Origin of the sequence: Mesorhizobium australicum WSM2073, assembly GCF_000230995.2 — a bacterium.
Lineage (GTDB): Bacteria > Pseudomonadota > Alphaproteobacteria > Rhizobiales > Rhizobiaceae > Mesorhizobium > Mesorhizobium australicum.
The window spans coordinates 2,445,682-2,469,711 of the sequence record NC_019973.1; the positions used below are offsets into that span (position 1 = coordinate 2,445,682).

The 24,030-nt window shown below is 63.4% G+C and carries 27 protein-coding genes and 1 tRNA gene; 11 read left to right on the plus strand and 17 right to left on the minus strand.

What is annotated here, in order from left to right:
- Positions 1–10 precede the first annotated feature (10 nt).
- A complete protein-coding gene (gene melA / locus MESAU_RS11770; protein WP_015316262.1) occupies positions 11–1,381 on the plus strand; it encodes an alpha-glucosidase/alpha-galactosidase in 1,371 nt (456 codons plus the stop codon).
- Between the two features lie 11 nt (positions 1,382–1,392).
- Here melA and yacG read toward each other — a convergent pair whose 3' ends face one another.
- From yacG to MESAU_RS11815, 9 genes are all read right to left on the minus strand, one after another.
- Positions 1,393–1,590: a DNA gyrase inhibitor YacG gene (yacG, locus tag MESAU_RS11775; protein ID WP_015316263.1), complete on the minus strand. Its 198-nt coding sequence runs from the start codon at positions 1,588–1,590 to the stop codon at positions 1,393–1,395.
- Positions 1,587–2,213, minus strand: a complete 627-nt coding sequence (locus MESAU_RS11780) for a Maf-like protein (RefSeq protein ID WP_015316264.1) — start codon at positions 2,211–2,213, stop codon at positions 1,587–1,589. Before MESAU_RS11780 ends, yacG begins: the two co-directional genes overlap by 4 nt.
- A gap of 24 nt (positions 2,214–2,237) precedes the next feature.
- Entirely contained in the window at positions 2,238–2,456 is a 219-nt protein-coding gene (gene infA, locus MESAU_RS11785; protein ID WP_006329283.1) for a translation initiation factor IF-1, read from the minus strand.
- 87 nt (positions 2,457–2,543) lie between these two features.
- Entirely contained in the window at positions 2,544–3,005 is a 462-nt protein-coding gene (locus MESAU_RS11790; RefSeq protein WP_083882981.1) for an arsenate-mycothiol transferase ArsC, read from the minus strand.
- Positions 2,993–3,478 carry a UPF0262 family protein gene (locus MESAU_RS11795; RefSeq protein WP_015316266.1) on the minus strand — a complete coding sequence of 162 codons (486 nt, stop codon included), beginning with the start codon at positions 3,476–3,478 and terminating at the stop codon, positions 2,993–2,995. The genes MESAU_RS11790 and MESAU_RS11795 overlap by 13 nt, the downstream gene beginning before the upstream one ends.
- A gap of 6 nt (positions 3,479–3,484) precedes the next feature.
- The gene (gene hisD / locus MESAU_RS11800) at positions 3,485–4,777 is read right to left on the minus strand and encodes a histidinol dehydrogenase (RefSeq protein WP_015316267.1); all 1,293 of its coding nucleotides are present in this window, start codon (positions 4,775–4,777) and stop codon (positions 3,485–3,487) included.
- Positions 4,778–4,784: 7 nt separating this feature from the next.
- Entirely contained in the window at positions 4,785–5,219 is a 435-nt protein-coding gene (locus tag MESAU_RS11805) for a DUF2948 family protein (protein WP_015316268.1), read from the minus strand.
- 168 nt (positions 5,220–5,387) lie between these two features.
- Entirely contained in the window at positions 5,388–6,680 is a 1,293-nt protein-coding gene (gene murA / locus MESAU_RS11810; protein ID WP_015316269.1) for a UDP-N-acetylglucosamine 1-carboxyvinyltransferase, read from the minus strand.
- Positions 6,681–6,810: 130 nt separating this feature from the next.
- On the minus strand, positions 6,811–6,987 hold the full coding sequence (locus MESAU_RS11815) for a hypothetical protein (protein WP_015316270.1): 177 nt from the start codon (positions 6,985–6,987) through the stop codon (positions 6,811–6,813).
- Positions 6,988–7,147: 160 nt separating this feature from the next.
- Between MESAU_RS11815 and MESAU_RS11820 the strand changes: the two genes are divergently transcribed.
- From MESAU_RS11820 to MESAU_RS11840, 5 genes are all read left to right on the plus strand, one after another.
- Positions 7,148–7,222, plus strand: a tRNA-Thr gene (locus MESAU_RS11820).
- 268 nt (positions 7,223–7,490) lie between these two features.
- Positions 7,491–7,931: a serine acetyltransferase gene (locus tag MESAU_RS11825; RefSeq protein ID WP_051041260.1), complete on the plus strand. Its 441-nt coding sequence runs from the start codon at positions 7,491–7,493 to the stop codon at positions 7,929–7,931.
- Positions 7,932–8,148: 217 nt separating this feature from the next.
- On the plus strand, positions 8,149–9,816 hold the full coding sequence (locus tag MESAU_RS11830) for a peptidoglycan L,D-endopeptidase MepK (RefSeq protein WP_041163339.1): 1,668 nt from the start codon (positions 8,149–8,151) through the stop codon (positions 9,814–9,816).
- Positions 9,817–9,910: 94 nt separating this feature from the next.
- Complete coding sequence (locus MESAU_RS11835) at positions 9,911–10,816, plus strand: MurR/RpiR family transcriptional regulator (protein ID WP_015316272.1); 906 nt, start codon at positions 9,911–9,913, stop codon at positions 10,814–10,816.
- A 41-nt stretch (positions 10,817–10,857) separates the two neighbouring features.
- Positions 10,858–12,174 carry a M20 family metallopeptidase gene (locus MESAU_RS11840; RefSeq protein ID WP_041163340.1) on the plus strand — a complete coding sequence of 439 codons (1,317 nt, stop codon included), beginning with the start codon at positions 10,858–10,860 and terminating at the stop codon, positions 12,172–12,174.
- 20 nt (positions 12,175–12,194) lie between these two features.
- On the opposite strand, the gene MESAU_RS11845 is transcribed toward MESAU_RS11840, so the two are convergent.
- From MESAU_RS11845 to MESAU_RS11865, 5 genes are read right to left on the minus strand one after another with little or no spacing between them, the layout of a single operon-like run.
- The gene (locus tag MESAU_RS11845) at positions 12,195–13,229 is read right to left on the minus strand and encodes a branched-chain amino acid ABC transporter permease (protein ID WP_015316274.1); all 1,035 of its coding nucleotides are present in this window, start codon (positions 13,227–13,229) and stop codon (positions 12,195–12,197) included.
- Positions 13,226–14,101, minus strand: coding sequence for a branched-chain amino acid ABC transporter permease (locus MESAU_RS11850; protein WP_015316275.1), 876 nt, complete (start codon positions 14,099–14,101; stop codon positions 13,226–13,228). Before MESAU_RS11850 ends, MESAU_RS11845 begins: the two co-directional genes overlap by 4 nt.
- Positions 14,102–14,110: 9 nt before the next feature.
- The gene (locus MESAU_RS11855) at positions 14,111–14,824 is read right to left on the minus strand and encodes an ABC transporter ATP-binding protein (RefSeq protein WP_015316276.1); all 714 of its coding nucleotides are present in this window, start codon (positions 14,822–14,824) and stop codon (positions 14,111–14,113) included.
- Positions 14,821–15,561, minus strand: a complete 741-nt coding sequence (locus MESAU_RS11860; RefSeq protein ID WP_015316277.1) for an ABC transporter ATP-binding protein — start codon at positions 15,559–15,561, stop codon at positions 14,821–14,823. Before MESAU_RS11860 ends, MESAU_RS11855 begins: the two co-directional genes overlap by 4 nt.
- Before the next feature lie 3 nt (positions 15,562–15,564).
- The gene (locus MESAU_RS11865; protein WP_015316278.1) at positions 15,565–16,818 is read right to left on the minus strand and encodes an ABC transporter substrate-binding protein; all 1,254 of its coding nucleotides are present in this window, start codon (positions 16,816–16,818) and stop codon (positions 15,565–15,567) included.
- Between the two features lie 190 nt (positions 16,819–17,008).
- Here MESAU_RS11865 and MESAU_RS11870 point away from each other — a divergent pair, with 190 nt between their 5' ends.
- Together MESAU_RS11870 and MESAU_RS11875 are read left to right on the plus strand one after the other, a co-directional pair.
- The gene (locus tag MESAU_RS11870; RefSeq protein ID WP_041163341.1) at positions 17,009–17,827 is read left to right on the plus strand and encodes an alpha/beta fold hydrolase; all 819 of its coding nucleotides are present in this window, start codon (positions 17,009–17,011) and stop codon (positions 17,825–17,827) included.
- A 172-nt stretch (positions 17,828–17,999) separates the two neighbouring features.
- Positions 18,000–19,394, plus strand: coding sequence for a multicopper oxidase family protein (locus MESAU_RS11875; protein WP_015316280.1), 1,395 nt, complete (start codon positions 18,000–18,002; stop codon positions 19,392–19,394).
- Positions 19,395–19,427: 33 nt separating this feature from the next.
- Here MESAU_RS11875 and MESAU_RS11880 read toward each other — a convergent pair whose 3' ends face one another.
- The 3 genes from MESAU_RS11880 to MESAU_RS11890 all read right to left on the minus strand — a co-directional run bounded on the left by MESAU_RS11880 (position 19,428) and on the right by MESAU_RS11890 (position 21,674).
- Positions 19,428–19,715, minus strand: a complete 288-nt coding sequence (locus tag MESAU_RS11880; RefSeq protein ID WP_015316281.1) for a PTS sugar transporter subunit IIB — start codon at positions 19,713–19,715, stop codon at positions 19,428–19,430.
- Between the two features lie 19 nt (positions 19,716–19,734).
- Positions 19,735–20,196 carry a PTS sugar transporter subunit IIA gene (locus MESAU_RS11885; RefSeq protein WP_015316282.1) on the minus strand — a complete coding sequence of 154 codons (462 nt, stop codon included), beginning with the start codon at positions 20,194–20,196 and terminating at the stop codon, positions 19,735–19,737.
- Positions 20,197–20,267: 71 nt separating this feature from the next.
- On the minus strand, positions 20,268–21,674 hold the full coding sequence (locus MESAU_RS11890; protein WP_015316283.1) for a PTS galactitol transporter subunit IIC: 1,407 nt from the start codon (positions 21,672–21,674) through the stop codon (positions 20,268–20,270).
- A gap of 338 nt (positions 21,675–22,012) precedes the next feature.
- On the opposite strand from MESAU_RS11890, the gene MESAU_RS11895 reads away from it, so the two are divergent.
- From MESAU_RS11895 to MESAU_RS11905, 3 genes are read left to right on the plus strand one after another with little or no spacing between them, the layout of a single operon-like run.
- A complete protein-coding gene (locus MESAU_RS11895) occupies positions 22,013–23,347 on the plus strand; it encodes an NAD(P)H-dependent oxidoreductase (RefSeq protein WP_015316284.1) in 1,335 nt (444 codons plus the stop codon).
- A gap of 45 nt (positions 23,348–23,392) precedes the next feature.
- Positions 23,393–23,635, plus strand: coding sequence for a type II toxin-antitoxin system VapB family antitoxin (locus tag MESAU_RS11900; protein ID WP_015316285.1), 243 nt, complete (start codon positions 23,393–23,395; stop codon positions 23,633–23,635).
- Positions 23,635–24,027, plus strand: a complete 393-nt coding sequence (locus MESAU_RS11905; RefSeq protein ID WP_015316286.1) for a type II toxin-antitoxin system VapC family toxin — start codon at positions 23,635–23,637, stop codon at positions 24,025–24,027. The genes MESAU_RS11900 and MESAU_RS11905 overlap by 1 nt, the downstream gene beginning before the upstream one ends.
- Positions 24,028–24,030 lie beyond the last annotated feature (3 nt).

The following is a 24,030-nucleotide window of genomic DNA, read 5'->3' on the forward strand; positions in this document are numbered from 1 at the left end:
GGAGGTTAACGTGGCAAGACATCCCAGGATCACTTTCATCGGCGCCGGCTCGACGGTGTTCATGAAGAACATCGTCGGCGACGTGCTGCAGCGCCCGGCGCTTTCGGGCGCCACGATCGCGCTGATGGACATCAATCCGCAGCGGCTGGAAGAAAGCGCCGTCGTCGTCAACAAACTGATCGCCACACTCGGCGTCAAGGCGATGGCCGAGACCTACACGGACCAGCGCAAGGCGCTGGCGGACGCCGATTTCGTCGTCGTCGCCTTCCAGATCGGCGGCTATGAGCCCTGCACCGTCACGGATTTCGAGGTGCCGAAGACATATGGCCTGCGCCAGACCATCGCCGATACGCTCGGCGTCGGCGGCATCATGCGCGGCCTCAGGACCGTGCCGCATCTGTGGAAGATCTGCGAGGACATGCTTGCCGTCTGCCCGCGGGCCATCATGCTGCAATATGTCAACCCGATGGCGATCAACACCTGGGCGATCTCGGAGAAATATCCCGAGATCAGGCAGGTCGGGCTGTGCCACTCGGTGCAAGGTACGGCGATGGAACTGGCACACGATCTCGACCTTCCCTATGACGAGATCCGCTACCGCTCGGCCGGCATCAACCATATGGCCTTCTACCTGCAGTTCGAGCATCGCCAGCCGGACGGATCCTATCGCGACCTCTATCCCGATCTCGTGCGGGCCTATCGCGAAGGCCGCGCGCCGAAACCCGGCTGGAATCCGCGCTGTCCGAACAAGGTGCGCTATGAGATGCTGACGCGGCTGGGCTATTTCGTCACCGAGAGCTCGGAGCATTTCGCCGAATACACGCCCTATTTCATCAAGGACGGCCGCCCCGATTTGATCGAGAAATACGGCATTCCGCTCGATGAATACCCCAAGCGCTGCGTCGAGCAGATCGAGCGTTGGAAGGACCAGGCGCAGGCCTACCGCTCGGCCCAGCGCATCGAGGTCGAAGAGTCGAAGGAATATGCCTCCTCGATCATGAATTCGGTCTGGACCGGCGAACCGTCGGTCATCTACGGCAATGTGCGCAACAATGGCTGCATCACCTCGCTGCCGCGTGATTGCGCCGCCGAAGTGCCGTGCCTGGTCGATGCGTCCGGCATCCAGCCGATCTATATAGGCGACCTGCCGCCGCAATTGACGGCGCTGATCCGCACCAACATCAACGTGCAGGAACTGACGGTGCGGGCGCTGATGAGCGAAAACCGCGAACACATCTATCACGCGGCGATGATGGATCCGCACACGGCGGCCGAGCTCGATCTCGACCAGATCTGGTCACTGGTCGACGATCTCCTGGCCGCACATGGCGACTGGCTGCCGGCCTGGGCGCGCGTCAAACGCAAGAACGAAGCCGCCTGACCGGCACTGGTCTAGTTCGGCTCGTCGGCGTCCGGTTCTTCCTCGTCGTCGCGGGCCGAGATGACATAGGCACCCTTCAGCCAGCGGTTGAGGTCGATGTCCTTGCAGCGCGTCGAGCAGAATGGATAGGTTTCGCGCGCCGATGGCTTGCCGCATTCCGGGCACGGGCGCTTGGGCCGCAGGGGCGTGACCTTGTCGTCGAGGCTCATGGTCGCGCGGACAACCAGTTCTGATGCGTCTTGAAACCTTCGCCCGACAGCAGCGCCACCGTCTCGTAGAGCGGCAGGCCGACAATATTGGTGTAGGAGCCGACGAGCTTGACGACGAAGGCGCCGGCCAATCCTTGCACGGCATAGCCGCCGGCCTTTCCGCGCCATTCGCCCGAGGCGACATAGGCGTCGATCTCCTCGCGCGGCAGCCGCTTGAAACGCACCCGCGTCTCGACCAGTCGCTGGCGCAGTTTGCCGCCCGGCGTGATCAGGCAGATGCCGGAATAGACCCGGTGCGAACGTCCGGACAACAGCCCGAGGCAGTTGGCCGCGTCGTCCAGCGTCTCGGCCTTGGGCAGGATGCGCCGCCCGACGGCGACCACCGTGTCGGCCGCCAGCACGAAGCTCGGCGCATGGTCCGTCTCGGACTTCAGCGACGCGAACGCCTTCTCGGCCTTTTCCTTCGACAGCCGTTTGGCCAGCGAGCGCGGATGCTCGGCACGCAGCGGCGTTTCGTCGATATCGGCTGGCAGGATGCGGTCCGGCTCGATGCCGGCCTGCTGCAGGAGTTCGATGCGGCGCGGCGAACCCGAGGCAAGCACCAGCTTTTGCAAAATGCTCATCGCTTTACCGGCCGGGTCTTGATCTTACTTGAAGCGGTAGGTGATGCGGCCCTTGGTCAGGTCGTATGGCGTCATCTCGACCAGAACCTTGTCGCCGGTCAGCACGCGGATGCGGTTCTTGCGCATGCGGCCGGCGGTATGGGCGATGATCTCGTGTTCGTTTTCGAGCTTCACCCTGAACATCGCGTTGGGCAACAATTCCGTGACGATACCCGGAAACTCGAGGACTTCTTCCTTCGGCATTCGATACCTTTGCTTGGATGGCAGTTCCAGCGCCCCGGCTGGAATTTCGGCGGAACCTATATGATAATCTGTCGCTTGTGAACACGCTTAATCGCCAGGCCTCGGAACGGTGAACCGGCTGTAGATCCGGGCTTTCAGCCGCTCGCGCACGTCGCGATAGCTGGCCATGATGTGTTCGCGCGTGCCGCTGGCATCGGTCGGATCCGGCGTCGGCCAGTATTCCACCTCGACGGCAAGCGAGCGCGTGAGTTCGAGCGCGGCATGGTGGGCCTCCGGCGCCAGTGTCACGATCAGGTCGAAATAGTCGTCCTCGAGATCGTTCAGCGTCCTTGGATGACGCTCACCCAGCGACAGCCCGTCCTCGGCAAGCACGGCATCGACGAACGGGTCGCGCTCGCCGGCGCGCACGCCGGCCGAGGCGACGAAGACGGTGGCGGGCAGCATCCGGCGCGCCAGCTGCTCGGCCATCGGCGAGCGGACGGCATTCATGCCGCACAGGAACAGAACCGAGCGGGGCAGGGCGCCGGGGGCCAGGATCAGCCCCGCCAGTGCAGCACGCAGACCAGCGTGAACAGCCGTCGCGCCGTGTCGAAGTCGATGTCGATCTTGCCGGAGAGCCGATCCATCAGCGTCTGCGAGCCCTCATTGTGCAGGCCACGGCGGCCCATGTCGATCGCCTCGATATGGCTCGGCGTCGAGGAGCGGATGGCGTCGTAATAGCTCTCGCAGATCATGTAGTAATCCTTGACGATGCGCCTGAGCGGCGTCAGCGACAGGATGTGGGTGACGACGGCGGTGCCGTCCTCGCGCGCCACGGCAAAGACCAGGCGGGACTCGGCCAGCGACAGCTTCAGCCGGTAGGGACCCGCACCGCTGTCGTTGACAGGCTGAAAACTATTCTCCTCGATCAGGTCGAAGATCGCCACCGCCCGCTCATGCTCGACATCGGGCGTCGAACGGCCGATCGACTCATCGAGTTCGACATCGATCAGTTTTGCGCGGGTTTGACCGGAGCCCGTCATACCCGCCTACATGTTCAGCCGTATGGCGACAGAGCGGCCATGCGCGTCAAGCCCTTCCGCCTGCGCGAGTGCGATCGCCGCGGGTGCCAGCACGCGCAACTGCTCCGGTCCGAGTTTGAGGACCGAGGTGCGCTTGACAAAGTCGAGCACGGACAGGCCCGACGAGAAGCGCGCCGAGCGCGCCGTCGGCAGCACGTGATTGGAGCCGCCGACATAGTCGCCAATGACCTCGGGCGTGTGGCGACCGAGAAAAACCGCGCCCGCGTTGCGCATCTTCGCCAGGAAGCCTTCGGCATCCTCGATGGCCAGCTCGACATGTTCGGCGGCGATGCGGTCGACCAGCGGCGGCGCGGCCTCGACCGTCGCAACCAGGATGACGGCGCCGAAATCGCGCCAGCTCTGGGCCGCCGTTTCCGCGCGCGGCAGGCTCCGCAGCTGGCGTTCGACCGCCCGTTCGACCGCCTTGCCGAATGCTGGGTCGTCGGTGATCAGGATCGACTGCGCCGACACGTCATGTTCGGCCTGGGCGAGCAGATCGGCGGCGATCCAGTCCGGATCGTTGTCGCCGTCCGCCACGACGAGCACTTCGGAAGGGCCGGCGATCATGTCGATGCCGACCGTGCCGAACACCTGCCGCTTGGCTGCGGCGACATAGGCATTGCCTGGACCGACGATCTTGGCGACGGGCTTTATCGTCTGCGTACCATAGGCGAGTGCCGCGATCGCCTGCGCGCCGCCGACGCGGTAGATTTCGGAGACGCCCGATATATCCGCCGCCACCAGCACCAGCGGGTTGACGACGCCGTGCGGTGCCGGCACGACCATGACGATGCGCTCGACGCCGGCTACCTTGGCTGGCACGGCGTTCATCAGCACCGAGCTCGGATAGCTTGCCGTGCCGCCCGGCACATAGAGCCCGACCGCCTCGATCGCCGTCCAGCGCGAGCCGAGCTCGACGCCGGCGGGATCCGTGTAGCGTTCGTCCTGAGGCTTTTGCCGCTCGTGATGGGACCGGATGCGGTCGCGTGCGAATTTCAGCGCCTCGACCGTGGCCGGATCGGCCTCGGCATAGGCGCCGGCGATGTCTTCCGCCGAGACGGCAATGCCGAGCTTGGCGAGGTCGCCTCCGCCGAATTTCCGCGTGTAGTCGATCAGTGCCGCATCGCCCTCGGCACGCACGCGCGCGATGATGTCTCGCACCACGGCGTCGACGTCGGCCGACACCTCGCGCTTGGTCGTGAGAAACGCGGCGAAACGCTGCTCGAAATCGGTGTCGGACTGGGCAAGCGTGATGGCCATCGTATGCTCAAGCCCTGTGGATGGGGCGCGACGTGGCTTCCCACGCGCCGCCAATATCGGCAAGGCGGGCCTCGATGCATTCGACATCGAGCATGATCGTGCCGCCGCCCGAAAAGATCAGTTCGACGATGCCCGCGGGCTTGCTGATCTCGATAAAGCTGATCGCCAGCAAGGAGAGAATTTCGGCGGGCTTGTCGCGGGCGATACCGTTGGTCTTGGCGCCCAGCACCCGGTCGAAATGCAGCACGGCCTGCCGTCGTTCATTGTGCTGGCGAAACAGGCCGGATTTGGCCTCCCACACGAAACGGTTCATGGTCAGGACGAAGCGTTTGGCCTTGGGCAGGAATTCGAGGTCCGAGACCTTCATCACGGCGTCCTGGAGATGGGCCGAGACGATGCTCAGATCCTGGTCGTCGAGCGCGATAAGCTTGAGGGCGGTCATCCGGATTTTCGACCTACAGGTTGGTTTCAGCCTCTGTTAGGCGGTCTTTCCGGCCGGTGCAACCACCCCACGACGTCCGCCCGAGGCATTGCCTCGGGTTTGCGCTGCGGGCAGACGGGCGGCGGCGCTATGAGCCGCCCTTTGCTGGAAGCTGCCGCCGTCCGACCGTCAGGCGGAAATACGTTCGATCACCGCGCCGCAATTGGATAGCTTTTCCTCCAGCCGCTCAAAACCGCGGTCGAGATGGTAGACACGGTTGACCGTGGTTTCGCCTTCGGCCGCCAGGCCGGCGATGACCAGCGAGACGGAAGCGCGAAGATCGGTCGCCATGACTGGCGCGCCCTTCAGCTTCGCCACGCCGTCGACGATCGCCGTCTGCCCCGAGAGCGTGATGTGGGCGCCGAGCCGAGCCAGTTCCTGGACGTGCATGAAGCGGTTTTCGAAGATCGTCTCGGTGATGCGCGATTTGCCCTTGGCCATGGTCATCAGGCCCATGAACTGCGCCTGCAGATCGGTCGGGAAGGCCGGGAAGGGGGCCGTCGTCACGTCGACGGGTGAAATGCCGGCGCCATTGCGCTTCACGCGGATGCCGGAATTGGTCTGGGTGATCTCCGCGCCCGTCTGGGAAATCACGTCGAGCGCCGTCTGCAGCAGCTCCGGCCGTGCGCCTTCCAGCACGACGTCGCCGCCGGTCATCGCCACCGCCATGGCATAGGTGCCGGTCTCGATGCGGTCGGGGATGACACGCACGCGCGCGCCCGACAGGGCTTCGACGCCGTCGATGGTGATGGTCGGCGTGCCGGCGCCGGAAATCCTGGCGCCCATCGCGTTCAGGCATTCGGCGAGATTGACGATCTCCGGCTCGCAGGCGGCGTTTTCAAGCACCGTCTCGCCCTTGGCCAGCGACGCCGCCATCATCAGCACATGGGTGGCGCCGACCGAGACTTTCGGGAAGACATAGCGGTTGCCGACAAGGCGGCCGTTCCGGGTCTTGGCGATGACGTAGCCGGTATCGACATCAATGTCGGCGCCCAGCGCCTGCAGGCCTTCGAGGAACAGATCAACCGGGCGCGTGCCGATGGCGCAGCCGCCGGGCAGCGACACCTTGGCCTCGCCCATGCGGGCCAGCAGCGGGCCGATCACCCAGAACGAGGCGCGCATTTTCGACACCAGTTCGTAAGGCGCCGTCGTGTCGACGATGTTGCGGGCGGAGAAGTTGATGGTGCGCGAATAGCCCTCATTCTGCTTCTCACGGCGGCCATTGACCGAATAGTCGACGCCATGATTGCCGAGGATGCGGATCAACTGCTCGACATCGGCTAGATGCGGCACGTTTTCCAGTGTCAGCGTGTCGTCGGTCAGAAGCGAGGCGATCATCAGCGGCAGGGCGGCGTTTTTCGCGCCCGAGATCGGAATGCTTCCGGCAAGCTTGTTGCCGCCGACAATTCTGATGCGATCCATTGGAGACTGTCCCTCTCGGCCAGAAAAGGGCCGGTTCAATCGTATGAGTATCGGCCCGTCTAGACCATTGACCAATTTGGTTCAAGAAATAGGATTTCGCCCACCCCGGCCTGAGAGTGGCCGATTTGAGTTAATCTTTCTTCATTTCCTTGGCCGCGCCGAGCCCGTCGGGCCGCTGGTCGGCCTCGCCTGTCCGGCGCGAGCGCGACTGCGCCTTGCGCTTCTGCAGGTTGGCCCGCAACTGCTCGGCGAGCCGGTTCTTGCGGGTTGTTCCGCTGTTCTTCGGTGGATTTGTCTTGTCGTTCATTGTCCCGCCACGGCTGGCGCCCGGCCAACCCGCTTTCAGGGATAGCCAACATTGTGGCGCCGCCATGTCAATAAAAGCTATCCGGCAAAGCCATTCACAGAAGCGTTGTTCTTGGCCTTGCGCTTGCCGGTTCGATATGGCAGAAGCCCCGCCATCAGCGGCTGCGGTAGCTCAGTGGTAGAGCACTCCCTTGGTAAGGGAGAGGTCGAGAGTTCAATCCTCTCTCGCAGCACCAGACACCCTGCAAACAACGCCTGTGACACCGTCTTTCCGGCACGGACAGGCGATGAAGTCACGGCATGCGCTGGAATCCGTGGATTGCCCACGGCGTTGTTCCCTTTGCGCTACCGGGATGATCTAGTGCCCGTTCCCATTCCGGGCATGGGTGCCGAGGCCATAATGAAGATATTCGAGGCCATCAAGAGCGATCTGTATCGCTATACGCGCAGCATCGACATCGTGACTTGTGCCGGCAGTACCTCCCGAATCGGGGCTTCAACTACATGGTCTGGCACCGGATCGCGCAGTCGGACAATTCCGTCGTGTGCCGGACAGCCCGTCTCTTCCTCTCGCTGAAGATGAGGAAATTCGGCATACAAATCCCTGTGGAGACCAGCATCGGCCTTGGCTTTTACATCGGCCATGGCGGCCCTTGCGTGGTCCATCATACGGCAACGATCGGCAACAACTGCAATATATCCCAGTATGTGACGATCGGGGCGACGCTCGGCAAATCCGCGTCGATAGGGGACGAGGTCTATATCGGCCCAAACGTGTGCATCGTAGAGGAGGTCACGATCGGCAGCCGCTCGCTTATCGGCGCGGGCGCCGTTGTCACCAGGAATATTCCGGCGGGGAGCACCGCGGTCGGCGTCCCCGCGAGGCCGACCGACAAGGCGCGGCAGCACAATTTCATCACCAATCGATGGCTGCCGGCAATGTGAACAGGCCTATGGCGCTTGCCGGTGGCGCGCCCTCATCGGTCGAACGCATGCTCGGCATGACACGATTCGTTAACCAAGATGCTGTTCTTCGACATGTCGGGTTGTCGGACGGCTGCCTGTCCGGCTGGTTAAGTCATTGCCGGGGAGAGTGCCGAACGAAAGCTCCTCATCTGAGCGAAGACGTCAAATCGCCTGAAACAGGAACGATGTGCAAGGCATGAATGGGATTGAAAGCGAACAAAACCCGCTCGGCGCTTCCCGTCGTTGGACATGGTTGCCGGCCATTGCGATGGCGTTGCTTTGCATGTGTGTCACCGATGCGTTCGCCGAGACGCGTGCCCTGCGGATTCAGCATCTTCATACGGGCGAGAAGGCCGAGATCGTCTTCAAGCGCGATGGGCGCTACGATCACGCGGGCCTGAAGAAGATCAACTTCATGCTGCGCGACTGGCGCCGCAACGAGCCGACCAGGATGGACCCGCGCCTGCTCGACCTGGTCTGGCAGGCTTACCGCGCCAGCGGCTCGACGGCCTATATCCATGTGGTCAGCGCCTATCGCTCGCCGGCGACCAACGCCATGCTGCGCGGTCGTTCGAAGGGCGTGGCCCGCGAAAGCCAGCACATGGTTGGCCGCGCCATGGACTTCTTCCTGCCGGACGTGCCGCTGAAGAAGTTGCGCGACATCGGCCTGAAGATGCAGGGCGGCGGCGTCGGCTATTATCCGACCTCCGGTTCGCCGTTCATTCATATGGATGTCGGCAATGTGCGGCATTGGCCTGGCATCAGCCGCCTGGAACTCGCCAGGGTCTTCCCGAACGGCAACACGCTGCATGTGCCGAGCGACGGCAAACCGTTGCCTGGCTACGAGCAGGCGTTTGCCGCCTACGAGTCACGCAAGGCCGCCGGCACGCCCAACATCGAACTGGCCAGCGCCGACCGCGGCCAACGCAGGCCAGCGCGCGGCCTGCTGGCGACGCTTTTGGGTGGGCGCGGCGCGGATGAAGCGGACGATGCCGCGGAAGCGGCGCCTGCGCCACGCAAGCCGACCAAGTCAGTTGAACCTAAAACGGCCGGTGATCCCAAGATGCCTGGCGACTCCAAGACGGCTGGCCAGGGCATTGCTATCGTGGCGCCGGAGGCAGCCCAGCGGGCGGACGTCCAGACCCCCTCCGCCGATCCGGCCGAAGAAACGCCTGCAAAGACGCCTGAAGCGATCGTCATGGCGATGCCGCCCGGCACGGTGCCGATACCCGCTTTCGCACCGCGCACCGGGTTCGCCACCACCATTCCAATCCCCCAAGCCGTGCCGTTCGGCGTAGCCAGCAGCGCATCCACCGCGCGGGTTGAACCGGCGGCGACCGGTGCCGAAATTCCCGTGGCCAGGATGAATGCCGCCCCCGCGATTGCCGGCCCGGACATGCTGGCGCTCAACATCCCTGTCCCGACATGGCGACCGCAAGACCAGACGGGCCCCGCGCGTCAACCGGAGGCGGCCAAATCCGCCGATGCAATCGGTGCCTTGCTGGCCACGCATCACGTCGATGACAGCCTCGATTCGCTGGCTGGACAGCGGATTGCAGTCCCTGCATCGAAACCTGAAGACCGTGTCAGGACCAGCCCCAAGGCCGACCGTGTCCAGCCACGTCTCGATCCCGAAGCCACCGCCGTCATTCTGCCAGCGGCGCCGACCGGCCAATCGGTTGAGACCGGGCGCCGCATCACCGGAACCGGCTCGACAGCGGCGACCGTCATTGCCGCCAATTTCATCCGCACGGCGCCGGAGCAGGTCTATCTCGATGGCTTCCAGCCACGAGGACAGACGTCCGATCACCGCCGCTTCACCGGCTCCGCTGTGAAATTCCTGCCCATCGCCAGATTCAGATAGGTCGACGCGCAAGTCTGTAAGATATTTTCCAAATTTGACAATCTTGTATGAAATTGTAAGATAATCGTCTTTCCGTTGGCGAGAGGCGATGACCATGTCGATCCGCGAAGAGTTGGCCAACACCACCTTGGCTTTCACGTCGGCGGAAGAAAAGATCGTTCAGGTCCTGCTCGCCGATTATCCGATGTCGGGGCTGGGAACGGCGACCCGGCTGGCGCGACGCGCCGGCGTCAGCGACCCGAGCGTGACCCGCCTGATGAGCAAGCTCGGATATGTCGGCTTTGCCGATTTCCAGGCGCGGCTGCTGACGGAAGTCGAATCCAGACTGCATTCGCCGTTGCTGATGATGGAGGCCAAGCGCCCGGGCGGCTCCAGCGAGGGCACGGCACTGGCCTATTTCCATTCGGTTTCCGACAGTCTGGAGCGCACGCGCACGGCGGTCCCCCTGCAGGCCTATACACGCGCTGTCAATTTGCTGCTCGAGACCAAGGGCCAGGTCGTCCTGCTGGGCGGCCGTTTCAGCCGCCACATCGCCTCCATGCTCGCCGGCTATCTCCTGCAGTTCCGCTCCGGCGTGCGCGACATCGGCTCGTTGAGCCCGGCGGATTTCGACTTGCTGATCGACCTCGGCAAGCGCGACCTTCTCGTCGTGTTCGACTACCGGCGCTACCAGTCGGACGTGGTTAGCTTTGCGCGGCAGGCGAAGGAACGCGGCGTCTCCCTCCTGCTGTTCACCGATGTGTGGCTGTCGCCGATCGCTGACGTCGCCGACCTGACGATGGTCGCGGCGATCGACGCCAACTCGCCCTTCGACACGCTGGCGACCGCCGTGGCTCAGATGGAGACGGTTTTCGCCCACGCGCTGGAAGGCCATGGCGCCGGGGTGCGCAAGCGCATCGAGGACATCGAGAAGATCCGCAGCGCCAATGCCGTCACCCTCGATGCCGCCTTGTCGCCGTCCGACAACGAAACCGCCAAACCAAGAACCACCAGGAAATAGCATCAATGCGCCCGGCGCGGCGGTGCGAGGAAGGAATAACCATGGCTGACGCCCAGACGATCATCGATGCCGTGCAGGCTGAAATCGAGAGAGACCGCGACTGGCTGATCGGGCTTGTCCGCGACATGGTCCGCATCCCTTCGGTCAATCCCAAATTCGAGGCCAATCCGGCGATCAACCGCGAGGCGGATGTCCAGGCTCTGCTGGAGCCGATCCTCAAGCACGATGGCTTCAAGACCGAACAGTGGGACGCCTTGCCCGGCCGGCCCAATCTGGTCGGCGATTGGGCTGGAAACGAGGAGCGCAGCCTGATCCTGTGTGGGCATATCGATGTCGTGCCGGTCGGCGAGATGAAGGACTGGTCGGTCGATCCGTTCGGCGGTGAGATCACGAATGGCCGGCTCTATGGCCGGGGTGCGGTCGACATGAAGGGCGGCGTCGCGGCTTGCGTCGCCGCCGCGCACGCGATCCGCAAGGCGGGCATCACACTGCAAGGCCGGTTGGCCGTCCACTCCGTCGTCGACGAGGAGGCCGGTGGCTTCGGCGCCATGGATGCGGTCAAGAAGGGCAAACTCGCCAAGGCGGTGCTTGTCGCCGAGCCGACCTGGGGCGATGTCCTCCCGGTCGAGGGCGGGCTCGAATGGGCGCGGGTGACGATCCGTGGCCGCAACGCGCATTCGGCGCTGCGTTACAACGAAATCTACCCGCAACGGCACGACAAGGACCGGCTGAAGCCGGGTGTCAACGCCATCGAGATCGCGGCGCGGTTCATTGCCGCCGTCCGCCAATACGAGCTCGACCGGACACGGGCAAAGTCCCATCCGCTGCTGCCGGTCGGCATGAACACGATCAACATCGGAGTCATGCATGGCGGAACGGGCCTTGGCGAACACGGCCTGCCGACGGTGATGACCAACCCGGCCATCATCCCCGATGTTGCCGTGCTCGATCTCGACATGAAGTTTCTGCCGGATGAGAATTCAGCCGAATACCGCCGCGACTTCGAAGCGTTCGTCCATTATTTCGCGCAAACCGACGCCTGGTTGCGCGACAACCCGCCTGCCATCCAGTGGGAGCTCGGCGGGCTGCATTTCCCGCCGATGAACACGCCGGTCGACCATCCGCTGGTGACGTCGCTGATGAAACGCAAGGCGGCGATCGGCAAGGCGCCTCAGACAAGCGGCTTCGTCGCCGTGTGTGATGCAGCGCACTATGCTGGCGCCGGTGTCGACGGTGTCATTTTCGGTCCGTCGGGCGACGGCTTCCATGGCGCCAACGAATATGTCGAAGTGGAATCGGTGGTCGAGACCGCCAAGGTGATCGCGGCATCCGTCATCGACTGGTGCGGCGTGCGCTGAGAAGCTTGCTTTTCAGGTGGTCACGCCGGGCGGTTGATCCGCCCGGCGACGGCACCCCAAGCCGCTTTGATCATGCCGGCCAGTCCGCTGGGATAGGCCAGCATCACGCCGATGATCAGAACCGCCGTGATCATTGGGCGCCATGCGCCGAAATCAGCCATCCACTCGGCGAAAACCGTCAGCACGAAAGAGGCGACGATGGCGCCGTAGATGGTGCTGGTGCCGCCCAGCAGCACCATCGACAGGATGATGGTCGCCAGGCTCATGCCGAACACGTCGATCGAGGCGTTGCGCTGGTAGGCGGCATAGAAGGCCCCGGCGATGCCGGTAAAGAAGGCGCTTGCCGCAAGCGTCAGCATGCGCTGGCGCACGATCGAGACACCGCGGCTGACGGCGTATTCCTCATTGTCGCGCAGCGCCACGATGCTGGCGCCGGCGCGCGAGCGCACGAACACACGCAGGAACAGCGTGCTCGCCACCAGCAGCGCCAGCGCGATATAGAAATAGGCGAATTTGGCGTCGCGGACCATATTGTGGTCGAACCAGTAGAGGCCGGGGATACGCACGATCCCTTGCGTGCCGCCGGTGATGTCGGACTGGCTGAGGATCACTTGCATGACCAATTGCGCGAAGCCGAAGGTGACCAGGATGATATAGATGCCCTTCAGGCGCAGGATCGGGATGGTCACCACGATCGCGGCAAGCGTGGCGATGATGCCGCTGGCAAACAGCGCGATCCACGGATCGAGCCCGGCCAGCTTGGTCAGCAGGCTGTAGGCGTAGACGCCGATGCCGAAGAGCGCCAGATGACCGAAATTGAAGACGCCGCCATAGCCGAGGCTGAGGTCCCAATTCGACGCCACGATGGCGTAGATAAAGGCCATGATCAGGATGTGGCGGGCATAGGTGTCGCCGAAGACGAGCGGCAGCAGCGCCAGCACGGCCAAGCCGAGCACGAATCCGATGGCTTCGTGCTTCCACGGCGTGCGGCCAGGTGCGATCGGGGTTGCCGCCGCTGTGCGGATCTGGGTGATCGGCGAGGTCGTGTCGGTCATGCGAGGCCTCGCGAGCGGCTGGCGAAAATGCCCTCGGAACGTACCATCAGGGTCAGGATCAGCACGCCGAACAGCAATGCCGGCGTCCAGTAGAGGCCGAAATAATAGCTGCAGGCGGCCTCGAAAAAGCCGATCAGATAGGCGGCGAAGATCGGCCCCGATATGCTCGATATGCCGCCGAAGACGACGACGATCAGCGCCTTGAGCAGCGGGTCTGAGCCCATCACGGGCGACATGAAGCGATAGCCGCCCATGAAGATGCCGGCGAGCCCCGCCAGCGAAGCGGCGATGGCGAAGGCCAGCCCGTAGAGCGCGGTGACATTCAGGCCGACCAGATGGCTGGCGTCCTCGTTCTGCGCGACCGCACGCAATGCCAGCCCGAGGCGCGAACGGTTGAGGAACATCCACAACGCCGCCAGGATCAGCGGCGTGATGACGATGATGGCGATCTGGTGCAGCGAAACGCCGACGCCGCCGATGGTGGCGTTGCCGTCGACCAGCGCCGGGATCTGCTTGGAGCGCGGCCCCCAGATGGTGAGCGCTCCGTTCTCGATCAGCGATCCGGCGGCAAGCGTGGTGATGACGACGACCAGCACGATGTTGGGCCGGCCGATCAGCGGCCGCACGACGCTTGCCTGCAGGATCCAGCCGACGCCGGCCATGACGACCACGGCGATGGGAAAGGCCACCCCCGCCGGCAGGCCGAGTTCCACCAATTGCCAGGCGACATAGGCGCCCAGCATCATGAACACGCCATGGCTGAAGTTGAACACGCCGATCGTCGTCCAGACCAAAGCGAGCCCGACCGCCATCATGGCGTAGAGCGAACCTTGGAACAGGCCGCCGAACAGGATTTCCGCCAATGCGCTCATACCGAGTTCCTAGTGGCCAAAATACATCGACATGATCTCGCCGTGGTCGAGGCTCTCGCCCGGCTTGATCTCGGTCGCCACCGCGCCGTGGTTGACGAGGTAGAGTTGCTGCGTCAGTTCCAGCAGGAACTCGATATCCTGCTCGACGACGATCAGCGGCACCCCGCCGCGCGAAATGTCCATGACGGAGGCGCAGAGTTCGTCCTTGATCTTGGGGGCCAGCCCAAGCGTCGGCTCGTCGAGGATCAGGAGGCGCGGATGGCTCATCAGCGCCGTGCCGATCGACACCATCTGGCGCTCGCCGCCCGACAGCGTGCGCACGCGCTGGCGCCAGCGTTCCGCCAGTTTCGGGAACAGTTTGATCACCTTCTCGCGGTTCTCCGCCTCATGCGGACGGGCGCGCGGTGAATAGGCGCCGAGCGCCATGCAGTCGGCGATGGAGAGGTCGGGAAACAGCCGGTTGCCTTGCGGCACGTGGATCAGGCCGGCGCTGACGATGGCGCGGGCGCTGAGGCCTGCTATGTCTTGCCCGTCGAACTGGATGCGGCCGTTCTTCGGCCGCAGCAGGCCGGAGACGGTGCGCAACAGGGTCGTCTTGCCATGGCCGTTGGGTCCGAACAGGCCGACATTGCCGAAGCGGCCAGCTTCCAGCGAAATGTCGTGCAGCACGGTGACGCGGCCATAGCCGGCGGTGACGCTTTCGACGGTGAGGATGGGAGTCACGCCACCGCCCTCCGGGTTCCGAGATAGGCCTCGATGACGCGCTGGTCGGCGATCACGCTTGCCGGCTCGCCAGCGGCGAGCACGCGGCCATTGTTAAGCACCAGCAGATGCTGCGACAGGCTCATCAGGAAGGTCAGCACATGCTCGATCAGGAGGATGGTGATGCCGCGTTCGGCGGTGCGGCGGATCAAACCGATCGACGTCTCGATCTCGGGCTTGGTCAAGCTCGATGCCGGTTCGTCGAGCAACAGCATACGTGGCTGCATGGCGATCGCGGTGGCAAGCATCAGGCATTTGCGCTCGAAGACGGAAAGCTCGCCGGCCAGCCGCCCGAAGGACACTGAACCCAAGCCGACAAACTCCAGTGCCTCTGCGGCCGCCTCGCGGGCGGCTGCCGCTGCACCTTTCTCCTTTCTGCCGTAGCTGGCGCCGATCAGCGCGTTCTCGAATACGGTCAGCCCGTCGAAGCTGGTTTCGCGCTGAAAGGTGCGGGCAAGGCCGAGGCGCGCGATGGCATGTCCAGACTTGCCGTTGATCGCGGTCCCGTCAAAGCGGATGTGGCCTCTGTCCGGCCCGAACGGGATGCCGGTGATGATGTTGAACAGCGTGCTCTTGCCGCTGCCGTTCGGGCCGGCGATGCCAAAGATCTCGCCGGCCTCGACCTTGAACGACACGCCATCGACGGCCTTCAGCGAACCGAAGGCCTTCGATACGTCGTCCAGTTCAAGCAGGGCCATGCCTCACTGCATCCAGGGCTGCGGCTTGAAGGCACCGGTGGCGTATTTTTCCGGCGAGATCAGCGTGCGCTGGCCGTCCCAGATCTGGAAGAAGGTGATCGGGATATAGTCGTCGCCCTGCGTGGCGAGATGCGTGGCGGGATCGAATTTCAGCCGGCCTTCGGCGACCTGCTTGTCGGTCTCCGACAGCGCCTTCATGATCGCGGCGTGGTCGGATGCGCCGCCGACTTTCTTGACCGCGTCGAAATAGACGTTGGTCATTTCATAGAGGCCGACGCCATAGGTGCCGCTCTCGACGCCATATTTGGCCTTGAACTTGGCCGCCACCTCATCGGCGCGCGGGTTCTTCGGCGTCGTCAGCGCCCCGCCGAGGAGATTGTAGATGACGCCATTCGACTTCTTGCCGGTGAGTTCGACGAATTCCGGAACACTCGGCGCATATTGCAGGAAGACCAGGCTCTTGGTTGGCTGTTCGAGGAACTGGTTCAGGAAAGACGCCGAATTGCCCGGCAGATAGTCGGTGTTGATGACGACATCGGGGACATTCTCGCGCACCTTGGCCAGGATCGAACGCCAGTCGGTGACTTCGCCGAAGGGCACGATCTCATCGACGCTGATAGTCCAGCCCTTCTCCTTGAAAGTCTTCTTCATGCCCTCCGAGATGGTCTTCGAATAGGCGTTGTCGGAGGAGATGATGGCGACCTTCTTGGTCGGCAATGTGATCTTGCCGTCGGCCGCGAGTTTCTCGACGAACAAGGTGACGTCGGTGTTGTAGGCGTCGAAGGACGGCGTTAGCGACCAACAGCACATGTACTTGTCTGGGCTCGGCGCGATGATGTCCCTGGTCTGCTGCGAGGTGGCCGCCAGCATGTAGGGCATCTCGGCCTCGGCCATGTTGTCGATCTCGAAATTCGTCAGGCTGGCGTAGCCGGTGAGCATGAATTGCACGCCGGGATCGCCAAGCAGGCGCTCGACCGCGCTGGTGACGTTGCCGGCGGACTGATCCTTGACGTCGCCGACCACCAGTTCGAATGTGTTGCCGGCAACGCCGCCGGCGGCATTCGCCTCATCGATTGCCATCTGCACGCCGCGCTGGAATTCCTGGCCGTCCGCCGCGGCAGGGCCCGTGATCGGCGCCAGCAGGCCGATCTTGACGACATCGGCGAAAGCGGGGGCGCTTGCCGTGGCAAACGCCGCGATCAGGGCCGTGGTCATCAGCATATGGCGGAGTCTGTTGCCTGCGAATTTGGATTTCATCGTGCCGTTCCCTGTTTTCCTCCCGTTCATCGGGAGTTGGATAATTGACAATCTACGCACAATTGTTGTTATTTGAAAAGGATTTTTCAACGGCACGAGACCGGGAAAATGTTATGGCAGGGCTAGGGGAGGCGGCGGCGCTTTGTTGTGCAACTGCTTCGAAACAGGGCGATTCCAGACGGAGCCAAAGATGACGATCGCGCAGAAGACCCTTGAAACCAGTCACGGCAGGATCGCCGTTCGCGAGACCGGCGGCAAAGGCACCGCCGTCCTGCTGATCCACGGCAATTCGTCTTCCGGTGCCGTTTTCCGCAACCAGCTCGAGAGCCCGCTGGGCGAGCGCTACCACATGATCGCCCCCGATCTGCCGGGCCACGGCGCTTCCGGCAACGCGATCGATCCGGACCGCTCCTACAGTATGGAAGGCTATGCCGATGCGATGACCGAAGTGCTCGGCCTGCTCGGTATCGACAAGGGCATCGTCTTCGGCTGGTCGCTCGGCGGTCATATCGGGCTGGAGATGATCGACCGTTATCCTGGCCTGCTTGGCCTGATGATATCGGGCACTCCGCCTGTAGCGCCCGAGGAGGTCGGCAACGGCTTCAAGTCGAGTCCGCATATGCATCTTGCCGGACAAGAGGCCTTCACCGCCGCTGATGTCGAGGCCTATGCGCGCAGCACTTGCGGGGAACCGTTCGAACCGTTCCTCCTCGACACGGTGGCGCGCACCGACGGGCGGGCGCGGCGCCTGATGTTCGAGAAATTCGCGGCCGGCACAGGCCGCAACCAGCGCGAGATCGTCGCCGGCAAGACGCCTCCGATAGCCGTTCTCAATGGCATCGACGAGCCTTTCGTGAACACCGATTTTGTCTCAGCGGTCAAGTTCTCCAACCTGTGGGAAGGCAAGGCGCATCTGCTCGACAAATCGGGCCATGCGCCGTTCTGGGATTCTCCCGGCCGCTTCAACCCGATCTTCGCCCGCTTCCTGGAAAGCGTGGATCAGGCATAGACCCGCCGCAAGGCACCGACCAGCCGCCATCGACCAGAATGTGTCCCGCCCTGCTGGCCTCATTGCACTGACAGGAGGGGGGCGGCCGCGACTGGGCCGTTGGCAAGGCATGCGTGTCCGGCTATGACGGCAAAGTTGCGGAGAGCAGTCAGCTTTTCCGTTGGAGTGCGACATGACCGTATTTACACGCCGCGGACTGCTGAAAACTGCCGCCGTTGCCGGTGCGAGCGGGCTCGGGCTTGCCGCCATGGGCAGGATTGGCGGCTGGGCGGCGTCCGCGCCTGAGCCAGTGGTGCTGCGGACGGCGAAAATCCAGGCGAAGCTGATGGATGTCGGCCAGACCAACAATGTGCTGACTTACGGCAAAGCGGGAATGCCGCCGGTGCTCAGGATGAAAAAAGGCGAACCCTTCGCCGCGCGCCTCGACAACGCCATCGATGATCCGACGACCATCCACTGGCACGGCATTCGCCTGCCGAACAAGATGGATGGCGTGCCTTTCCTGGTGCAGCCTTACGTCTACACCGGCGATCATTTCGACTATGCCTTCACGCCGCCCGACGCCGGCACCTTCTGGTATCACCCGCACTGCAACACGCTGGAGCAGATGGGGCACGGCCTGACCGGCGTGATCGTGGTTGAAAACCCGAACGATCCGGAATTCGACGCCGAGTTTGTCCTCAACCTGCGCGACTGGCGCCTTGGCGACGACGGCCAGTTCATCGACCAGTTCCGGCCGCGCGATGCCGCGAGAACCGGCACTTACGGCACGGTGCGTACCGCCAACTGGCTCGATCAGCCGCAATATGACGCGCCCGCCGGCGGGCTGGTGCGGCTGCGCATCGCCATTACCGATGTCACCCGCATCTATGCCTTTCGCGTCGACGGCGCCGAAGCGATGGTGATGGCGCTGGACGGCAATCCGGTGCCGGAGCGCTTTGCGCCCGATGCCTTGCTGCTTGGACCGGGACAGCGCATGGAACTCGCCATCCGCATGCCTGACGATGAGGGCGCGACCGTCAGCCTGCGGGACGTCAGGGGAACCAAGCCCAAGGTGCTGGCGACGCTGCGCGCGACGGGCAACTCGCTCAAGCGGGACGTTCGCGACGTTGCGCCGCTGGAAGTGAATCCGGTGGCGGAAGTGGATCTCGGCTCGGCCCAGCATATCTCCCTGTCGCTCAGCGCCACGGCGGAGAACGTCCCGAGCGACAGCATCTGCGGTTCGCTCGGCTACAGTTTCTGGGCGATCAACAAGGTGCCGTGGCCGGGCGATACGCCCGATCCAACCGCGCCGCTGGCCGAATTGAAGCTCGGCAGGAGCTATGTCATCGACATGGAAAACCTGACGCCGCAATCGCATCCGATGCATTTGCACGGCATGAGCTTCAAGGTTTTGTCATCCTCGACGCGGCCGGTGCAGCCGTTGATTTCGGACACCTATCTCATCCAGCCCAATGAGAAGGTGAGCCTCGGCTTCGTCGCCGACAATCCCGGCGACTGGCTGCTGCATTGCCACATCATCGAGCACCAGAAATCGGGCATGACGAGTTACGTCAGAGTGGTCTGAGCCAAGCCCACCGAAGGCCGCATTGTCCGCGACCTACTTGCGCAGTTGCGCCTCGATCTCGTCGAGCACCTTGTCCTTGCCGATGCCGGTGAGGAAGGCGAGGCCCTTGATGACCGGCTTGGTCACCGAAGCCGAGATCGGCGTGGTGGCGACGATGAAGTCGACGCTGTCGGCGAGCCCCGGCACTTCGGTTGCCTTGGCCTGCTGAGCGTTGAAGGTAAGGCCGCGCATCTTCATCGCCTCGGTGACGGCGACGTTGACCGCCGTCGAGGTGGCGATGCCGGTGCCGCAGGCAAAGAGAATTGTCTTCTGTCTGGCCATCTTTGCTTTCCCTTGATTATCAGCCGAGCACGGTGCGCACGTCGTCAAGCGTCCTGGCCGACCTCAAGCCGTCCAATGCATCTGGATTCTGGATCGTTGCCATGACGGACTGCAGCGCTTCAATCTGCTTGTCCTTGTCATTGATCGCAAGCAGGAAGACGAAACCCACCGGCAGCTTCTCGTCGGGGTCTTCCATGTTGGCGAAGATCACCGGCTTTCTCAGCGTGCCCATTGCGATGCCGGGCTTCAGCACATGCTCGGGATCGGTGTGGGGCACCGCGACATTGTCGGCGCGTTCCAGCGGCAATCCTGTCGGGATGGTCATTTCGCGGCGCACGACCGCGTCGGCATAGGAGCTCTTGACATAGCCAAGGGCCTCGAGCCGTCCCGCCAGGACGCGGATGATCTCCTCATTGGTCGACGCGTCCGACCCGAGCACGATCGCTTCGGGATCCAGAAGCTGCATGAGGGCGTCGGACATGTCTTGCTCCGTCGATAAATCGAGCGCCCGGCGAAGGCGCACGATCGTTTCAGATGAAGGCACGCTTGCGTTCAGGCCGTGCCTTCGGCCGGCTCGTCCTCGGCGCCCGCCGCCCGTTCCCAGCCGAGCGGATTGCGGCGATAGAGCACGAACAGCGCCGCTATGACCACGGCGATCACGATGATGCCGATCAGCCCAAGTCCCTGGATCGCCTCGATGATCACATAGGGTACCCACAGGAAGCCGTCGACCACCGAGGTGATCTGCAAAGCATCCGCCGGCAGTTTGAAGCCCGACGCGACGGCCGCACTGGTGAACAGCGGCGCCAGGGCGTTGGCGACATAGAAGCCGATCGCCAAGGTCACCGTGCCGATCACCACCATGCGGAACACATTGCCTTTGACCAGCGGCGCGGTCATGGCGACGATGAACGGGATGACCGCCAGATCGGCGAACAGGATGACGCGGTTGCCCGGCAGGATCACCGACAGGATGATCGCGATCGGCACCAGGATCAGCGACGACGAGATCGCGGCGGGATGGCCGATCAGGATCGCCGAATCGAGGCCGACGAGAAGCTCGCGATCGCCGGTGCGCTTGCGCACGAACTCCTGCGCCGCGTCGGAAACCGGGATCAGGCCCTCCATCAGGATCTTCACCATGCGCGGCAGCAGCAGCATAACCGCGGCAAGTGTCATGCCGGTGCCCAGCACCTTGGCCAGCACCGTGCCGGGATCGCCGGCATTGTAGAAGGCGATGGCGCCGAGCACGAGGCCGATGATCAGGCCGAGCACGACCGGTTCGCCGAACACGCCGAAGCGGCGCTCGATGGTTTCGGTGTTGATGTTGATGCGGTTGATGCCGGGAATGCGGTCCATGATCCAGTTCAGGATGATGGCGATCGGCAGGATTTGCGCCGAGGCGAGATGCGGCACCGAAATGCCGGGAACGCCGTAGAATTGCTGCACCGCGCGCGCCGACCAATCGGCGAACAGCAGCGACAGCGCCGCAACCAGGGCCGCGATGGCAATGCCGTAGGCCAGATTGTCGGTGGCGGCGACGACGAGCGAGCCGACGAAGGCGAAATGCCAGAAATTCCAGACGTCGACATTGAGCGTGCGCGTCATGCGCGTCAGCAACAGCACGATGTTGACCAGGATGCCGACCGGGATGACCCAAAGCCCGACCGAGGAGCCAAAGGCGATGGCGGCCGCCGAGGGCCAGCCGACGTCGATAATGTCGCGATGAATGCCGGTGTTGGTGACGATGGCCTTGGCGACGTCGCCGATCGACGTGAACATCAGGCCAAGCACAAGGTTGATACCGATGAAGGCGACCCCGATGGTGACGGCGGCGCGAAAGGCCTTGCTGACCTTGGCGCCCAAAACCACGGCAATGATGAAAATGACGATCGGCAGCAGGATTGTCGCGCCGAGCGTGTCGATGGCCCCCTTGAGGCCAGCGAGTAGAGTATCCATTCTTCCTCCCCTGGAGCCCCGAGCCTAAAGCTTCGCGGTGCTCCTTTCTCTCAGCCTCTGCCGCCACCTCAGCGCAAAGGCACTCCCCAGATGCCGCGAGACGAGTGCCCCTCCGAGCGGTTGTCTCGATGAACATTTGCCTTTGTTGGCAAACGAATGTTTTATTGAGACTGTTCGCAACAATGTCAATTGGCAAGCCTTTGGGCCAATCAGCCAAGGCGACGACGCTTGTCACGGGTCATTTTCGTTGGAAATCGCCGGTCGCGAGCGGTTTTGTTGGCACAGGGGAATGGTCCCTGCTAATTCGCGTCCAGACCAAGAAGCTGTGGACATCCCGCATGACCAATGTCGCCTTGACCGGGCTTGCCCGCGATCTCGCCAGACGTGCCGCCGAGGGCCGCCCGGTGCGCATCGGCATCATCGGCTCCGGCGAAATGGGCACTGACCTCGTCACGCAAGGCATGCTGATGCCCGGCATTGCGGTTTGCGCCGTCTCGACCCGGCGCCCGCACACCGCGCGTGACGCCATCCGCATCGCCTACGGTGACGAGGCGATGGCGGTCGAAGCCGACACCGCGTCGAAAGTCACCGCGGCGATCGAGGTTGGAAAAATAGCCATCACCTCGAACGAGATGCTGGTCACCAACCCACTGATCGATGTCGTCATCGACGCCACCGGCAAGCCGGGCGTCGCCGCCGATTTCGACCTGATGGCGATGGAGCACGGCAAGCACCTGGTGATGATGAATGTCGAGGCCGACGTCACCATCGGCTGTTACCTCAAGCAGCAGGCCGACCGGCTTGGCGTGGTTTATTCGGTCGGCGCCGGCGACGAGCCGTCGAGCTGCATGGAACTGATCGAGTTCGCGTCCGCACTCGGCCTTACCATCGTCTCGGCCGGCAAGGGCAAGAACAACCCGCTCAATCACAACGCGGTGCCCGACGACTATCGCGAGGAAGCGACCCGCCGCAACATGAACCCGCGCATGCTGGTCGAGTTCGTCGACGGTTCCAAGACCATGGTCGAGATGTGCGCCATCGCCAATGCCACCGGGCTGGTGCCCGACGTGCCCGGCATGCATGGTCCCAAGGCTGACCGCGATGACCTCGTCAAGGTGCTGATCCCGCGCGAGGATGGTGGCCTCCTGCTGAAAAAAGGCGTCGTCGACTACACCATCGGCAAGGGTGTGGCGCCCGGTGTCTTCGTCATCGTCGAGGCGACGCATCCGCGCATCATCGAACGCATGGACGACCTGCATATCGGCCGCGGTCCCTATTACAGCCTGTTCCGGCCCTACCATCTGACCTCACTGGAGGTGCCGCTGACGGCCGCTCGCATCGTGCTGTTCGGCAAGCCCGACATGGTGCCGCTGCCGCGGCCGGTTGCCGAGGTCTGCGCCGTCGCCAAGCGCGATCTCGCCGCCGGCGAGACCTTCGATGCGATCGGCGAGACCTGCTATCGCTCCTGGACCATGACCGTCGGCGACGCGCGTTCCCAGCGCGCCGTGCCGGTCGGCCTGCTTGAGGGCGGCAAGGTGCTGAAGCCGGTCAGGAAAGGTGCACTGCTGACCACCGACAATGCAGCGCCAGACCGGACGACCAGTCTGTTCGCGCTGCGCCGCCTGCAGGACGAGATGCTGTACGGAAACAAACCCGTTGTGGCGCTGTCATGACAGATGCGCTATATTGTAATGGCAGATGACGCCGAGGATCGACCAATGAACCTCCAGATCAGGGACCCGCGTGCACGTGAACTGGCACAGCGGCTCGCCGCCAAACGCAAGATTTCGATGACCGAGGCGGTGATCGAAGCTCTTGAGTCCGAACTGAAACGGGAAAGTGGACGCGCTCCGTTGGCGCAGCGGCTGGCTGCCATCGCCGATGAACTCAAAGCCAGAGCTGGCCAGGGCGGCCGGCCCGTACACAAGGATGAGATCGATGAGATGTGGGGCCACTCCTGATGTTTGTCGACACCTCGGTGGTCGTCGCAATTCTTTCGGGAGAAGGAGATGCTGGCGAGTGGAGCAACCGCATCGCGGTAGCACCTCGCAGGATTACTTCCGCGCTGGTGGTGCTCGAAGCGGCTATGCGGCTTTCAACTATGCTGGCGGTCGAGCCGCTCGTCGCTGAAGTGGCGATAGAGGCTTTTCTTCGCGAGGCCGAAATCGAAATCGTTCCCATCGACGCCGGCGACGCCAAGCTCGCGGTCCAAGCTTTTTCAGACTATGGAAAAGGACGCGGGCATCCCGCCCAACTCAACCTGGCCGATTGCCTGTCCTATGCTTGCGCAAAGGGCCGCGGCTCTGCTCTGCTCTACAAAGGCAACGACTTCTCGCATACCGATCTGGCCTAGGGA